This is a genomic window from Nocardia sp. NPDC004278 (assembly GCF_053602975.1).
Map to the genome: position 1 here is coordinate 6,621 of NZ_JBSGEQ010000043.1, position 15,338 is coordinate 21,958.

Consider the following 15,338-nt stretch of genomic DNA (forward strand, 5'->3'; position numbering starts at 1 on the left):
ACAGCGGGCTGGCAGTCAGCGAAGCCGACGGGCCGGGTTGGCACAGCGGGCTGGCAGTCAGCGAAGCCGACGGGCCGGGTTGGCACAGCGGGCTGGCAGTCAGCGAAGCCGACGGGCCGGGTTGGCACAGCGGGCTGACGGTCAGCGAAGCCGACGGGCCGGGTTGGCACAGCGGGCTGACGGTCAGCGAAGCCGACGGGCCGAGTAAGTACAGCGACGGAGCGGTCGGCGAAGTCGACGTGGCCGACTATCGAGGAACCGACCCTCGAATGGTTTTCTACGACCACCGTGGCCACGGCGAGTCCGGCGTTGCCCACCCCTCGACCTACACCATCGAACAGCTCGGCCACGACCTCGACGCCGTACTGCGCACGGTCGTGCCGACCGGACCGATCATCCTGGTCGGACATTCGATGGGCGCGATGGTGACCCTGGCCTACTCCCGGCTGTTCCCGGCGGCGATCGGCACCCGAGTGGTCGGCATCGGCCTGATCGCGGGCGCGGCCAACGGGCTCACCGAGGTGGGACTCGGTCGGTTGCTGAATCGGCGCGCGGTGAACTCGCTACAGACTGCGGTGCTGCGCGCACCGCGGCTCATGCATGCCTCCAAGCGGCTGTCCCGCCGGATCTTTGAACCGATCGCCCGCGAGGCAAATATGGGCACCAAGACGACGAACCGTCGCATGGTCGCGATCGCCGCGGCGATGATGAACGACACCCCGCTGCTCACCATGTCGAGCTTCCTCGCCTCGCTGATCACCTTCGACGAGAGCGCGGCGCTGCCGGTCCTCGGCGACATTCCGGCGTTGGTGCTGGCCGGTTCGGCCGACATTGTCGTGCCGTTCACGCATTCGGTGGTGCTGGCCTCGCAACTGGCGGGCTCACAGCTGGTCCGGCTCGAGGGAGCGGGACACAGCGTGCACCTGGAACGCGCCGAAGAGGTGGCCTCCTACATAGTCGACCTGGTCGATCGGGTCTTCATCGCCATGCGCGGTCAGGGTCCCGGATACGCCACGGCCAGCTGAGCTCGCGTTCGTCGAAGCGCACGGATGACTTGCCACGCCCATTGGCAATGTTTGGGCAAACATCCGAAAAGTTGGTCCGACGAGCCAGATCGCAATTCCTCACGTACTGTGTTGTAGATCACGTTGTGTGGTGAGTCACACGACTTGGTGCGGGGCGCTCCCAGGCAGACCATGGAGGCATCCGCTACCCACCGAGTTCGTCTGCCCGCCAAGGAACACAGGAGGTATCGATGACACGCAGCGAAATAGCTGAACTCCGCTACGCGGTCGGGCAGCTCCGGCAATCCATCGGCGCACTGCGCACGCACTACGGCGACGCCAATTCGGTGCGCCGCCTGGAAAACGACCTCGAGCGGCTCGTGATCGATGCCGATGAACTCGAGCAGTCACCGCCGCAGCAGCTCACGCGTCGCCCGCAGGAGACCATCTACGTCCCGGACAGCAAGTCCGACGAGGCGGCGTGGATGGGCGCGCAGGACGAGGGCCTCGGCTTCCACTCCCGCCCGCGTACGAAGTAGCTCCCCCGGTTCCGCGCGCCGTCCGTACCGGTCGGCGCGGAAGCCGACATACGCGCTTTGGTCACCGCACACGCGCAATCGCACGTGTGCGGTGAACAACCCATATGTGTGGCGGCCCCGCAGCTCGGGATGTACTGCGCCCCTGGCATATTCGCTCGCGCTCTCTCCCCGCGATACTGCTGCCGCGGTCCGTCCGGATTGCTCAGCGGCCGCTAGAACAGCGCGTGCGCGGCCTCGATCTGATCCTCCGACTCAGGAGGCGCGGTGCCGACCGGACCTGCGGGACGGGCGGACGCCGTGAAAGCGGGCGCCGCGGGGAGTCTCGGGGATCGGGGCGGCGCCCGCCGATTCGAAGAGAGCCGCGATGCCGTGGTCGGGGCCGAGTGCGATCGCCTCCAGACCGTAATTGCCGTTGGTGCGGGCCAGCTCGTGCAGCATCGTGGTCATGATCCGCAGGCCGGTCGCGCCGACCGGATGACCGAGCGCGATCGCCGAACCGTTGACGTTGAGCCGCTCACGCGGATCCAGCTCCCATTCCCGTGCCAGCGCAAGCACTTCCACGGCAAAGCCCTCATTGACCTCGATCAGATCGAGGTCGTCGAGGGTGAATCCGGTGCGGCCGAGCAGTTTGGCGACGGCCGGGGCGGCGCCGAGAGTCGCGGTGTCCGAATCACATCCGGCCGCGGCCCAGCCGACCAGATAGGCCATCGGCACCAGGCCGAGTTCGTCGAGCCGGTCCTCGGCCACGACCAGGCAGGCCGACGCACCGTGCCGATATGAACTCATATTGCCCGCGGTGACCACACCGTCGGAAATCAGCGGGCGCAGCATTGCCAAGGTACGGGTGGAGACGTCCTCGCGCACACCTTCGTCGCGCATGATCCGATGGCGCACCGCGGTATCGAATTCGTTCCAGTCCGTGTCATCGTCGACGACCCCGACCGGGATCACCTCGGCGGAGAAGGTGCCCTGCCGCCACGCGCGGGCGGCCTTGCGATGGCTTGCGACGGCGAACTCGTCGGCCGCCTGCCGGCTGATGCCGTAATAGCGGGCCAGCTCTTCGACATTCGCCAACTCTTCGGCATTGGCCAGATCGCCGGTCCGGTACGGATCGGTCGACAGGCAATCGCTGGCGGCCGAACATTCGACCCCACCGGCGACCACCACATCGGCCGCACCGGTCTGCACCATCATCGCCGCGGTGATCACCGCCTGCAGACCACTGCCGCAGCGGCGGTCGGTCAGGAATCCGGGCACCGCGAACGGCAGTCCGGCGACCCGTGCGGCCAGCCGGCTCAGCTCGGGGGCGCTGGCCCGGTTGTCGACACTGGCCATCGCGACATCCTCGATGCGCAGCGGATCGATGCCCGCGCGGGCGATCACCGCCGAAAGGACGGTCGAGGCCAGCCATTCCGGCGGCATACCGGACAGTGCACCACCCTCGATCCCGCTCGGGGTCCGGACCGGCGCCACGATCGCGGCTCTCCTCATCTGGGTCACTCCTTCCCCCGGGCGGGCTGTCCGCAAGCAGCGGTCGCATCAGCGCACGTCAGCGGTTGAATCTCCAGAAAGGTGACCACACGTTTGTTGCCGCCGCGTGACGTTCGTGCGGCCGAGAAATCGACCTGCGGTTTCCTTGCCGGTGGGCTCGCTCGAATCCTGTTCTGTTTTACGAGAGTTCGGCGGTTTCGCGGTCGGCTCGCCGCGGCCCGCGGGAGGCAGACCTCGATCGAATGTGGCGGAAATCACGGACCTGAGGGTGGGTCATGTTTGGCGGGACCTCGCTCACTCGATAGCCGGGTTGTCGTATGGTGCTCAGCATCACATTCGATTGCGGAGGTCACGGGGACCGTCCGCACAGCAGATCAGCGAGGCATCCACCTGTGAGTGCCGCACCGACCGCCACCCCGGAAACGGGCACCGGCGTCTTCAGCAAGACCAGGGCCGCCATCTCCGCGCGCACACTGCGCACCGACCGATGGTGGATCCCACCGCTAACGACGGCCGCAGGACTGGCCGCCTTCGTCATCTACGCGACGATCAGATCGTATGTGCGAACGGCATATTGGGTAGATGACTACCACTACCTGACGCCGTTCTACTCACCGTGTGTGAGCACCGACTGCGTCGAGGGCGCGCGTCACTTCGGCGCCTGGTTCGGCCATATCCCGGCGATCCTGCCGCTGGGCTTCCTGGTCCTGCCGTTCCTGCTCGGATTCCGGCTGACCTGCTACTACTACCGCAAGGCCTATTACCGCGCGGTGTGGTTCTCGCCGCCCGCCTGCGCGGTCGCCGAACCGCACGCCAAATACACCGGCGAGACCAAACTGCCGCTGATCATCCAGAACGCGCACCGCTATTTCTTCTATGTGGCCGTACTGGTTTCACTGGTCAACACCTGGGACGCGATCTACGCATTCCACGGCAAGACCGGCGGCTTCGGCTTCGGCCTCGGCAATATCGTGCTGCTCGGCAACGTGATCCTGCTCTGGGCCTACACCCTGTCGTGCCATTCCTGCAGGCACATCATGGGCGGCAAGCTCAAGCACTTCTCCGCGCACCCGGTGCGGTACTGGTTCTGGACCCAGGTCTCCAAGCTCAACACCCGCCATATGGCACTGGCCTGGACCACCCTCGGCACGCTGGTGCTGACCGACTTCTACGTGATGTTGGTTGCCAGCGACACGATTTCGGATCTGCGGTTCATCAACTAACCGCCCTCACAAACCAGGAGTTTCGCGGCCATGCCAGAAGTGGAACGGCACAAATACGACGTCGTCGTCATCGGTGCCGGTGGCGCCGGACTGCGCGCGGTGATCGAAGCACGCGAACACGGTCTGTCCGTCGCGGTGGTGTGCAAGTCATTGTTCGGCAAGGCGCACACCGTGATGGCCGAGGGCGGTTGCGCCGCCTCGATGGGCAATGCCAATGAAAAGGACAACTGGCAAACCCATTTCAAGGACACCATGCGCGGTGGCAAGTTCCTCAACAACTGGCGCATGGCCGAATTGCATGCCCAGGAGGCGCCCGACCGGGTATGGGAGCTGGAAACCTATGGGGCGCTGTTCGATCGGACCGCCGATGGTCGGATCAGCCAGCGCAACTTCGGTGGCCACACCTACCCGCGACTGGCGCATGTCGGCGACCGCACCGGACTCGAGATCATCCGGACCATGCAACAGAAGATCGTTTCGCTGCAGCAGGAGGATTTCGCGGAGACCGGCGACTACGAGTCGCGCATCAAGGTTTTCGCCGAATGCACCATTACCGAATTGCTGAAGGACGGCGACCGGATCTCGGGCGCGTTCGGCTATTGGCGCGAGTCCGGGCGCTTCGTCCTGTTCGAAACGCCCGCGGTGGTGCTGGCGACCGGTGGCATCGGCAAGTCCTACAAGGTCACCTCCAACTCGTGGGAGTACACCGGCGACGGACACGCGCTGGCGCTGCGGGCCGGGGCGACGCTGATCAATATGGAATTCCTGCAGTTCCATCCGACCGGCATGGTCTGGCCGCCCAGTGTGAAGGGCATTCTCGTCACCGAGGGTGTGCGCGGTGACGGTGGCGTGCTGAAGAACAGCGAAGGCAAGCGGTTCATGTTCGAGTACATCCCGCCGGTCTTCAAGGGGCAGTACGCCGAAACCGAGGAAGAAGCCGATCAGTGGTTGCGCGATAACGACTCCGCGCGCCGCACCCCGGATCTGCTGCCCCGCGATGAAGTGGCCCGCGCCATCAACTCGGAGGTGAAGGCGGGGCGCGGCACCGAACACGGTGGGGTGTACCTGGATATCGCCTCGCGGCTGCCCGCCGAGGAGATCCGGCGGCGACTGCCCTCGATGCACCATCAGTTCAAAGAGCTCGCGGATGTGGACATCACCAAGGAGCCGATGGAGGTCGGCCCCACCTGCCATTACGTCATGGGCGGCATCGAGGTCGATCCGGATACCGGCGCGGCCACCGTGCCCGGATTGTTCGCCGCGGGTGAGTGTTCCGGCGGTATGCACGGTTCGAACCGGCTCGGCGGCAATTCACTGTCGGACCTGCTGGTATTCGGTCGGCGGGCCGGACTCGGCGCCGCGACCTACGTCGAGGAACTGGCCGAGCGGCCAACGGTATCCGACACCGATATCAGTGCCGCCGCGAAAGCTGCGGTGGCGCCGTTCGATCCGCCTGTCGAAGGGACGGGGGAGAACCCGTACAGCCTGCACACCGATCTGCAGCAGGCGATGAACGATCTGGTCGGCATCATCCGCAAGGAACGCGAACTGCAGGAGGCCATCACGCGCCTGGCAGACCTGCGTAAACGCTTCGACAATGTCACGGTGGAGGGGCATCGGCAGTTCAACCCGGGCTGGCATCTCGCCCTCGACCTGCGCAATATGCTGCTGATCAGCGAATGTGTTTCGCAGGCAGCGCTTTTGCGCACCGAGAGCCGGGGCGGACACACCCGCGACGACTTCCCGACCATGGATGCCGCCTGGCGCAACAAGCTGCTGGTGTGCTCGATCGATCCCGCCGACGCGGACGGACCGGTGCCGGGCGTTCGGGTCGTTTCCGAGGACCAGATCCCGATGCGGGCCGACCTGCTCTCGCTCTTCGATCTCGGTGAGCTCGAAAAGTATTACAACCCAGCCGAACTCGCCTCCCATCCGGCAAGTTCGGTATCAGCCACGGAAGGCGAGGCGTAGGGAAAATGGGTTATGACGCCGAATTCCGCGTGTGGCGCGGCGATATCGACGGCGGTGAACTGCACGATTTCACCGTCGAGGTGAATGAGGGTGAGGTGGTGCTCGACATCATCCACCGCCTGCAGGCCACCCAGGCGCCCGATCTCGCGGTGCGGTGGAATTGCAAAGCGGGCAAATGTGGTTCGTGTTCGGCCGAGGTGAACGGTCGGCCGCGGCTGCTATGTATGACCCGGATGTCGACATTCCAGCCGGATGAACTGATCACCGTCACGCCGATGCGCACCTTCCCGGTGATCCGGGATCTGGTGACCGACGTGTCGTTCAACTACCAGAAGGCGAGGGAGATACCGTCTTTCACGCCTCCCGACGATCTCAAGCCCGGCGACTACCGGATGCAGCAGGTCGATGTGGAACGCTCCCAGGAGTTCCGCAAGTGCATCGAATGCTTCCTGTGCCAGAACACCTGTCACGTGGTCCGCGACCACGAGGAGAACAAGGAAGCCTTCGCCGGTCCGCGGTTCCTGATGCGGATCGCCGAGTTGGAGATGCATCCGCTCGATGTGGCCGACCGCCGCAATCTGGCGCAGGACGAGCAGGGACTCGGACTCTGCAATATCACCAAATGCTGCACCGAGGTCTGCCCGGAACACATCAAGATCACCGATAACGCCCTGATCCCGATGAAGGAACGGGTGGCGGACCAGAAGTACGATCCGCTGGTCTGGTTGGGCAACAAGCTCTTCCGGCGCTGACCCACCCTCGCGACCACCGGCCGGGATTCGATGCCCGGCCGGTCGGCGCACCCTTTATAACAACGCGACTACTCCGACGGCGACCATCCATACCAGCACGCCGACGAACAGCGACGATAGAAATGAGCCGGTGAGGACAAAGACACCCACCGCCGACACCGCGAAAAGCAGTGCCACGATCAGCCATTCCACCCAATCGCCCGGACGCAACTTCTTGTACCGGGGATGGGAACTCTTGAGCCCACGGTCCACAAGTTGTTGTCTACCCGTAATCGCCAGCGGCAAACACAGTTTCGTTGTCGAATCTGCACTGTTTCGTGATCTCCCCGATCACATCTGATCACCGGGCATCGCACGGCCGTCACGTGACTGGACCCGGCGGGCACTCCGCCGGGTCGGTCGCACTACTCGGGCCGGTCGAACTCACCATCGTGCACACCCGCGGTGAAGGCGGCCCATTCACCGGGCGTGAAGACCAGGACCGGGCCATCGGGATTCTTACCGTCGCGCAATGCGACGTGCCCCTCCGCTAGCAACGCCACCTCCACGCTGTCCTTTCCGGTGCCATCACCGGCCTTACGCCAGATAGCATCGGACAGATCAACATTCGCACCCTTGTTGATGCTCACGCCTCGCAACTCCCTCAGAACTCGCCACCCGCCACACCGGCGGTGCGGACATCCCATGCGCCCGGGGTGAAGACCAGGGCGGATCCACTCAGATTCTTGCTGTCGCGCACGCCGACCCGACCGCCTTCCAGGACGGCGACGCAGTCCTTACCCGCGCCACTGCGGGTGAGCTCGAACCACTGCGCGCCAACCAGATCCATACTCATGCCGCATACTCCTTCGCCACCTGCCGAAGCAGATGTCTGCTGGGTTGAATATCCAGCGCACTGCGCTGGAGGCACTCGTGCGCACGATCGTACCGCCGGACATCGGCTTGTCTTTCGAGATAGAGATCCCCGGTCAAGCCCTCGGCGTACACCACCGGCGGCTCGACCGGCTGGCCCTTGCTATCGGTTCCGAATGCCAGAACCGTGAACGGTCCGGTGGAAACTCCCAGTGGCACACCGGCCGCGAACGGCAGGATACGCAGGCAGATATTGGGTTGGGTACTGATATCGGCAAGATGACGTAGCTGCGCCGCCATCACTTTGGCGCCACCGACCACCCGGCGCAGGACCGATTCGTGCAACACCACATCCACCGTCGCCGGTACGGCCTTGCGGGTGATCAAAGCCTGGCGCTGCAACCGCAATTGGACACGCCGCTCGATTTCGGCATCCGAATCATCGGGATAGCCAAGGCGATTGAGGGCTCGGGCATAGTCGGCGATCTGGAACAGGCCGAGTACGAGTTCGGATTGGTAGCAGGCGAGTCGCCGGGCCGATGCCTCCAATCCGACGTAGACGTCGAAGTTCTCCGGGATGAGGTCGCCGTAGGCGTGCCACCAGCTCTTGACCGCGGCCTGCTGGGCCAGGCCCTTCAGGCCGTCGGACAGTTCGTCCGGGATGCCGTAGATGTGACACAGCTCTTGGATATCGATGGTGCGAATGCGGTCTGCCTGGCCTTTTTCCAAGCGCTGCAGGGTGCTTGCGCCCCACTCCATCAGCCTGGACGCTTCGGCGATGGTGAGGCCCGCCTGGGTGCGCCAGTCCCGAAGATATCGGCCGAGTTGACGTCTGGGTAGGGTAGAGGCGGTGCTGTCGGGGGATAGTCGGTCCGAAGGTTCGGTCCCGCGCGCGGCATCCCGGGAACTGTCTGACGCTCTTACCGAACTCGCTGACACAGCACGCTCCGTTCTGTATTCAATTGCGACGTTCGCGGGTCCCTACGTCAGCACGCAGGCTTCCGCCTCCGGACCCACGGCGCACACCGCGGGCTCGGATACAGACCCAAAGGTTTGCTCCGGGGCGACCCCACAAGCTCGGTTCCCCGTCACTTCGCTTGGGTAGCGGGTTGTTTCGTCCACTATGGAGAATCCTCCCTTCCCGGTTGGGTTTTGTGCTGGGAATTCGCGCCAAATCTTCGGATATCCCCCAAGGACGTCGTTCGTGACATGTCACGGTGGTGTGCTGGAAATGTGCCCGGAGTGAACAGGCGTCGTTCCCCTCGCTTGGTGAAAGCTCCGGGCACGCACAGTATTCGATGGCGACGCTCGCGGCGCCCTCCGTGGTCACGCAAGCTACCGCCGCCGGGCGCGTCGCGAGCGTCGCAGGATTCGATGGCGACACTCGCGGCGCCCTCCGTGGTCACGCAAGCTACCGCCTACGGGCGCGTCGCGAGCGTCGCAGGAATCGCACGTAGGAACGAGGAGTCATGGCTGTAAGTGTCATAGCGTCGTCGTTGATGACCAGCGATTTGACCCCGCATCGAGCCCGCAGCGTCGGGCAGGAGAGCTGGGTGGTTTCCTATTTGCCCGGGCGCACCCTGACCTGCCCCCAGGCGGTTGCCGCCCTGCAGGTTGCTGAGGTGGTGCCGGCACTGCTCGGCGCGGTCGGCAATCTCGCCGAAGGGATCGGACTCACCCCACTCGAGGCCCTGGGGATGGCGATTCAGCAGGCCCCGTGGGACGACGGGCCGGTCTCCCGATACAGCCGATATGTCCGCTCGGTCCGCCGCCGGGCGGAGGTGGTCTGATGCAACTCACCAACCTGAATATGCAGGTCGCATCGCTACTGGCCTGTGGCAGCGACCCCGGTGTGCTGACAACCGAACAAGCCCATGCCGCAATGCAATTGCATATCGACTGCACCGTCGACCGGTGCCGGGTCCGCCGCGCGGCACGCACGACACTGGTCGAGGCGGGCAAATGCGTGTTGGACGAGCGCGCGCTGCAGTTATGAGCGCCGCCGAGCCGACAGCCATTGTCTCGACCACCCGCCAGCACGGCGTCCCGGATGTGCTGCTGGACTGCCTTCGGGTCCTGCGGTGGGTGACTGCCGAATCGGTGGCCCATCGCCGGCATGCCGCCGCCCGACCGCCGGATGAGCTGCCGAAACATATTGTCCGGCAAGGGCTCCGGTCAGTGCCAGGTGTGATCGGTGAGCGGGGTGCGCGGGCCGAACTTCGGCTTGTGCGCGTACCCGCTGATCTCCAGCAGGCGGACGGCCCGATAGCGGTGTGGCCGTAGCGGTTCCAGATATTCGACCATCGCGGCATCGTCGATGGGCTCTCCGAGCAGGGTCCAGCCGACGATGGCCGCGAGGTGGTAGTCGCCGACCGATAGGGCATCGGCATCGCCGAAGGCGCGCTGGCCGATCTCCGCTGCGGTCCATACGCCGATACCGGACACCGTCCGCAGGCGCCGTGCGGCCACCGCGGGTTCCTCGGCGACCGCCCGCTCCAGCGCATCCGCCAGCCGGGCCGCGCGCACGATCGTCTGCGCGCGCTGCGGCCCGACATTGGCGCGATGCCAGGTCCAGGACGGGATCCGACGCCAGGTATCGGCATCCGGCGGCAGCAGCAATCCGGCGGGTGCCGGCCCCGGTGCGGGCGAGCCGAACTGCCGCACCAGCTTTCGCCAGGACGCGCGGGCGGAGACGGTATGCACCTTCTGTTCGAGTACCGCGGGCACCAATGCCTCGAAGACCAGGCCGGTGCGCAGCATGCGCAGTCCGGGGAAGCGGCGGTGCGCGTCGACGATCTTCGGATGTTCCGGGACGAAATCGGACAGATCCTCGTCCAGGCACAGCATATGGTCGAGACCGTCGAGGAATTCGGCGGCGCCGGGGCCCCAGGCGCGGGCGTCGACCGCATGACTACCGGCTTGGCTGAGGCGGTAGGTGACCGGGCCGGTCGGCATCCGGGAGGCATGCCAGTGCGCACCGTCGGTGGTGACCTGGTGACACGGGTCACCACGACCGCGGGAAAGCGGCGCGAGGGTTGGCGCGAGGTCGATCGGGCCCTCGGCGGTGACCGTCCTGGTCAGACCGGACCGGCTCTGGTCCGGTTCGGCCGTCTGATTGCGCACCGACCTATTGTGCCCGCCGGACCTGTGCGCGGACCTCTCGCCCACCGTTGCCGCGTGCGAATGTTGCGTGGCAAACCGGAGTTTCGGTCCGAGTGTGCGATTCTTGATAGAGATTCGACATAACCCCAGATACGCCGACATTTAGTAACGCGACAAATAACTGTGGCGATATTGTTGCGTTCGGCAAATAGCTGGCAGTCGCCAAAACGGAGGTTTCGAATGATCACCACTGTGCTCAACTGGTTGCTCAATGCCTGGGGTGCGGTTTCCGCGGGCAGCTCTGGCTACCAGATTCCGCCCGGCACCCTGCCGTTCGGCAGCTGACACTCACTCGCCGAGCAGGAATTGCGCAAGGTGTAGCCCGCGGCGGCCGCTCAGCTGCGCCGCCTGGGTGCGACATGAGAAACCGTCCGCGATCAAGATCGAATCGTCGTGCGCGTTTCGCAGCGCGGGGAGCAGGCCATTCTCGGCCACCGCGACCGAAATGTCGTAATGCCCGGACTGCATTCCGAAGTTTCCCGCGAGGCCGCAACATCCGGTGACCTCGGTCACATTTGTTCCCATGCTGGCTAACAGTTGGCGATCGGCATCGAAGCCGAGCACGGCATGGTGATGGCAATGCGGTTGGACCACCACGGATTGTCCGGTCCGCGGTGGCGGTCGCCAATTCGGCTGTTCGGCGAGGAACTCCGCGAGGGTGCGCACGGCCGCGGCGGTCGCGGTCGCACGGGGATCCTCCGGTAGCAGTTCCGGCAGGTCCGCGCGCAGCACGGCCGTGCACGACGGTTCGAGGCCGACGACAATGCCGCCGCCGCGCACATGCTCATCCAGGGCATCCAGGGTCGCCCGCAATCGGGCTCGGGCGCCGTCGAGTTGACCGGTGCTGATCCAGGTGAGTCCGCAGCACACGCGCCGCCGGGGGATGCGCACGCGATAGCCGAGCGACTCGATCAATGCCACTGCGGCCAAGCCTATTTCGGGGTCGAAGACGTCGGTGAACGTATCGACCCACAGCATGACCTGCCGCGCCGCAACACCCTGCCCGTGCGAGGCGTCCGCCGATGGCAGGCCCGCCGGCGCTCGGGCGATATCGGTCGACGCGATTGCCGGCGCTCGACCGGTCGCGGGCTCCGCTGCGCGCGGATGGTTCGACGAATCCGCCTGCTCGTTCAGCTCACGCCAGATCCGGCGGAAGCTGCGGTCCGCCAGCCTCGGAACCGCGCGGCGCGGATCCATTCCGGCGGCGCGTAAACCAATTCGGCGCAACCATCCGATATCCGCCGCTGCGTTCACCGCGCGCGGCATTCGGCTCATGGCAGCCAGCCAGCGCGGCAGCCAGCCCAGCGTGTAGTGATCGATCGGGCGCGGGCGGTGTCGGTACCGGCGGTAGAGCGCCTCGGACTTATAGGTCGCCACATCGACCCCGGCGGGGCAGTCGGAGCGACATGCCTTGCAGGACAGGCACAGCTCGAGCGATTCGGCGACCGCCTCGGACGACCAGGGGAGTGCGCCGCGCACTACCTCCTGGAGCACACGGGCCCGGCCGCGGGTGCTGTCCTTCTCGTCGGCGGTGGCCAGATAGGACGGGCACATGAAACCACCGGTCGCCCGGGTGTCGGCACGGCATTTGCCGACACCGACACAGCGATGTACGGCCGCGGCGAGATCACCGTTGTCCTGTGGAAACGCGAAACCACCGGCACGTTCGATCGGACGCACACCGACCAGCCGCAGATCCGCATCGATCGGACGCGGGGCGACCAGTACCCCCGGATTCAGTACCTCGTCCGGATCGAAAAGTGCCTTGTACCCAGCGAATACGTCGAGTGCATCCGGGGAGTACATGGCCGAGAGCAATTCCGAGCGGGCCCGGCCGTCGCCGTGCTCACCGGACAGTGATCCGCCGTAGCGGACCACCAGTTCGGTCGCGTCGTGCAGGAAGGTCCGAAAGCGTTGCGGCGCATCGGCAATGGGCAGATCGAGCCGGACGTGGATACAGCCGTCGCCGATATGGCCGTATAACAGACCGTCCACGCCATGGTCGCTGGTCAGCGCGGCGAAATCGCGCAGATACGCGCCGAGGTGCTCCGGCGGGACGGCCGCATCCTCCCAGCCCGGCCACGCCGGATGACCCGCCGGAGTGCGTCCGGCCAATCCGGCTCCTTCGGCTCGAATCCGCCAGAGTGCCGCGGCGACACCGGGATCGGTGACGATCTTGGCATCGAGCGCACCGACGCTCCGGCAGAGCTTTTCGGCCGCGGCATATGCCTCGGCGGCGGTGTCGGCGGCGGATTCGACGAACAGCCAGCCGCTGCCGCGCGGCAGTTCCGGTACGCCGCTGGTGGCGCCGCGGTGTACGCGCACGATATCGACCAGTCGCGCGTCGATGCCCTCGACCGCAATCGGATCACCTGCCATAACGGCCGCGATATCGTCCGCGGCGCTGGCGATATCGGGATAGCCGAGCACCGTGAGCACCGTGGCCCGTGGCAGCGGGACCAATGCCACCGTGGCCTCGAGCAATATCCCGCAGGTGCCCTCGCTGCCGACGAACGATTTGGCGACCGCGGAACCGCGTTCCGGCACTAGATGTTCGAGCCCATAGCCGGAGGCCTGCCGATCGAATCGGCCGAGTTCGGTGCGCAGCACGGCCAGACTCGCCCTGGTGAATTCGGTCAGCCCGGGGATTGCCGACGGATCGTCCGCGAGCGTCCGCGCCGCACCGGTGCCATCGAGAATCCGCAGTTCACGCACATTGTCCGAGGTGCGCCCCCACTCCACCGCATGCGGTCCGCACGCATTGTTGCCGATCATCCCGCCGAGCGTGCACCGATTCTGCGTCGACGGATCGGGCCCGAACCGCAGTCCGTACGCCCCCGCCCGACGCTGTAGTTCCGAAAGGACGACACCCGGCTGGACCCGCGCCACCCGCTGCTCCGGGTCCAAATCGAGGACGGCATTCATATGTCGGCTGAAGTCGAGCACGATCCCAGGGCCGACGGCATTGCCCGCCACCGAGGTTCCCGCGCCCCGCGCGGTAATCGACAGCCCGTGGTCTCTGGCGAACTCGAGAGTGCGCGCCACATCCGCGTCCGCGCGTGGGAACACGACGGCGGTGGGGAGGACGCGATAGTTCGACGCATCGGAGGAGTACTCCGCGCGCCTGCGTGCGGACGCGTCGACCGCACCGGCGATCGTGCGCCGCAACCCCTCGACCACCCGCTCCGCATCCACCCCGCCAGCCTATGCACCACCGCGCCACCACCGCGAGATTCGCGCGCTTTATCGGGGTTCGCACTGTCACTCGACTTTCGCGGTGCTCGACGAACGGATGTTCGGTGCACATCGCGCCCTTCGCGGCATTACGGGGCATCGACGCCATCGTGATGGTGCTCGATCGCGTGGCCGTCGAAGGCCTGTGTCACGGCGAGGCTGTCCTCGTAGACATGGTGTCGGATAATGAGACCGTTTTCGACAGTGAGGTGCAGGGCGAAACGGGACCGATAGGCGCGACCGGTGCTGCGGGCAGTTTGGCGAATTTCGCCTAGAACCACCGCATCTGGACCATCGATCAAGATGCGTTCGATCACGGTGCCGACATGTTCGGGGATATGGTGGCGGGCGATCTCGCGATAGTGCTCGGCGGCGTCGGCGCGTGTGGAGCGGTACTGAATCCACGGGGTCGCGGATCGACCGTGCTCGTTGTCCGGCCAGTTCAGTTTCCAGTCGCTGACCGGGGCGTACATCGCTGCGGTGGCGTCGGGATCGCCCACGCCGATTCGGCGTAGCAACTCCTCGACAACAGTACGGGTAGTGCTGGTCGCGAAATCACTCATGGCTGCCATCCTGACCACACTGACCTACCCTGTCGATTACCTCCGGGGTATCGCTGTTCGCCGCAGATTTGTCTTTGGTGGGACCGGCGAATGCTCGCACATCGGCATGAGGGTGCACGGCGCTCAGTAGTCCCAGCAAGCCAGACTTCAGCGGTTCCGAGACTTCAGCGGTTCAGCGGCTCCGGACGTTTCGGCGGCTCCGGACGTTTCGGCGGCTCCAGTGCTTCGGCGGCTCCAGTGCTTCAGCGGCTCCAGTGCTTCAGCGGCTCCAGTGCTTCAGCGGCTCCAGTGCTTCGGCGGCTCCAGTGCTTCAGCGGCTCCAGTGCTTCAGCGGCTCCAGTGCTTCGGCGGCTCCGGTGCTTCAGCGGCTCCGGTGCTTCTGCGGCTTCGGCGCGACAGTCGATTCGGCAATTGGCTCTGTGCGGATTCCGCGAAGGCGTGTGGCCGGTTCGCTATGCGCGGAATCGGGGCGGAATGGGCTTGCTCTCAACCAATGTTGAGGTCTTAGTGTCGGTGGCCAGGTGTTCAATGGCGGGGAGCGAGAGGG

Annotated in this window: 14 protein-coding genes and 1 pseudogene; 7 read left to right on the top strand and 8 right to left on the bottom strand. The window is 65.6% G+C overall.

All coding sequences use genetic code 11. From position 1 onward, the window contains the following. The first annotated feature begins 8 nt into the window (after positions 1-8). Complete coding sequence (locus ACWEO2_RS38200; RefSeq protein WP_452409866.1) at positions 9-1,025, top strand: alpha/beta fold hydrolase; 1,017 nt, start codon at positions 9-11, stop codon at positions 1,023-1,025. 230 nt (positions 1,026-1,255) lie between these two features. Continuing rightward, the gene (locus ACWEO2_RS38205; protein WP_433681615.1) at positions 1,256-1,543 is read left to right on the top strand and encodes a hypothetical protein; all 288 of its coding nucleotides are present in this window, start codon (positions 1,256-1,258) and stop codon (positions 1,541-1,543) included. A 252-nt stretch (positions 1,544-1,795) separates the two neighbouring features. Here ACWEO2_RS38205 and ACWEO2_RS38210 read toward each other — a convergent pair whose 3' ends face one another. Beyond that, on the bottom strand, positions 1,796-3,034 hold the full coding sequence (locus ACWEO2_RS38210) for an acetyl-CoA C-acyltransferase (RefSeq protein ID WP_452409824.1): 1,239 nt from the start codon (positions 3,032-3,034) through the stop codon (positions 1,796-1,798). 392 nt (positions 3,035-3,426) lie between these two features. Between ACWEO2_RS38210 and ACWEO2_RS38215 the strand changes: the two genes are divergently transcribed. From ACWEO2_RS38215 to ACWEO2_RS38225, 3 genes are read left to right on the top strand one after another with little or no spacing between them, the layout of a single operon-like run. Next, positions 3,427-4,257 carry a hypothetical protein gene (locus ACWEO2_RS38215; protein WP_355177241.1) on the top strand — a complete coding sequence of 277 codons (831 nt, stop codon included), beginning with the start codon at positions 3,427-3,429 and terminating at the stop codon, positions 4,255-4,257. A 30-nt stretch (positions 4,258-4,287) separates the two neighbouring features. Beyond that, positions 4,288-6,228: a fumarate reductase/succinate dehydrogenase flavoprotein subunit gene (locus tag ACWEO2_RS38220; protein ID WP_452409825.1), complete on the top strand. Its 1,941-nt coding sequence runs from the start codon at positions 4,288-4,290 to the stop codon at positions 6,226-6,228. 5 nt (positions 6,229-6,233) lie between these two features. Continuing rightward, positions 6,234-6,980, top strand: coding sequence for a succinate dehydrogenase/fumarate reductase iron-sulfur subunit (locus ACWEO2_RS38225; RefSeq protein ID WP_355177243.1), 747 nt, complete (start codon positions 6,234-6,236; stop codon positions 6,978-6,980). A 54-nt stretch (positions 6,981-7,034) separates the two neighbouring features. On the opposite strand, the gene ACWEO2_RS38230 is transcribed toward ACWEO2_RS38225, so the two are convergent. From ACWEO2_RS38230 to ACWEO2_RS38245, 4 genes and pseudogenes are all read right to left on the bottom strand, one after another. Next, positions 7,035-7,232, bottom strand: coding sequence for a hypothetical protein (locus tag ACWEO2_RS38230; protein ID WP_354954103.1), 198 nt, complete (start codon positions 7,230-7,232; stop codon positions 7,035-7,037). 152 nt (positions 7,233-7,384) lie between these two features. Beyond that, entirely contained in the window at positions 7,385-7,609 is a 225-nt protein-coding gene (locus tag ACWEO2_RS38235) for a DUF397 domain-containing protein (RefSeq protein ID WP_355177244.1), read from the bottom strand. Positions 7,610-7,623: 14 nt separating this feature from the next. Then, positions 7,624-7,815 carry a DUF397 domain-containing protein gene (locus tag ACWEO2_RS38240; protein WP_452409826.1) on the bottom strand — a complete coding sequence of 64 codons (192 nt, stop codon included), beginning with the start codon at positions 7,813-7,815 and terminating at the stop codon, positions 7,624-7,626. Next, a pseudogene (locus tag ACWEO2_RS38245) lies at positions 7,812-8,684 on the bottom strand (helix-turn-helix domain-containing protein); the annotation flags it as partial. The gene ACWEO2_RS38240 and the pseudogene ACWEO2_RS38245, both read right to left, overlap by 4 nt. Positions 8,685-9,331: 647 nt before the next feature. Between ACWEO2_RS38245 and ACWEO2_RS38250 the strand changes: the two are divergent. Then, positions 9,332-9,622 carry a hypothetical protein gene (locus ACWEO2_RS38250; RefSeq protein ID WP_354954111.1) on the top strand — a complete coding sequence of 97 codons (291 nt, stop codon included), beginning with the start codon at positions 9,332-9,334 and terminating at the stop codon, positions 9,620-9,622. Continuing rightward, positions 9,622-9,828 (top strand): hypothetical protein, encoded by a 207-nt coding sequence (locus ACWEO2_RS38255; RefSeq protein ID WP_452409827.1) that lies wholly within the window; start codon positions 9,622-9,624, stop codon positions 9,826-9,828. The genes ACWEO2_RS38250 and ACWEO2_RS38255 overlap by 1 nt, the downstream gene beginning before the upstream one ends. A 179-nt stretch (positions 9,829-10,007) precedes the next feature. Here the strand turns inward: ACWEO2_RS38255 and ACWEO2_RS38260 are convergent, their stop codons facing one another. The 3 genes from ACWEO2_RS38260 to ACWEO2_RS38270 form a co-directional block, all read right to left on the bottom strand. Then, entirely contained in the window at positions 10,008-10,955 is a 948-nt protein-coding gene (locus ACWEO2_RS38260) for a DNA-3-methyladenine glycosylase family protein (protein ID WP_452409828.1), read from the bottom strand. Positions 10,956-11,282: 327 nt separating this feature from the next. Beyond that, the gene (locus ACWEO2_RS38265) at positions 11,283-14,189 is read right to left on the bottom strand and encodes an FAD-binding and (Fe-S)-binding domain-containing protein (protein ID WP_452409829.1); all 2,907 of its coding nucleotides are present in this window, start codon (positions 14,187-14,189) and stop codon (positions 11,283-11,285) included. A gap of 128 nt (positions 14,190-14,317) precedes the next feature. Continuing rightward, entirely contained in the window at positions 14,318-14,791 is a 474-nt protein-coding gene (locus ACWEO2_RS38270) for a nuclear transport factor 2 family protein (RefSeq protein WP_452409830.1), read from the bottom strand. Between the last annotated feature and the right edge of the window lie 547 nt (positions 14,792-15,338).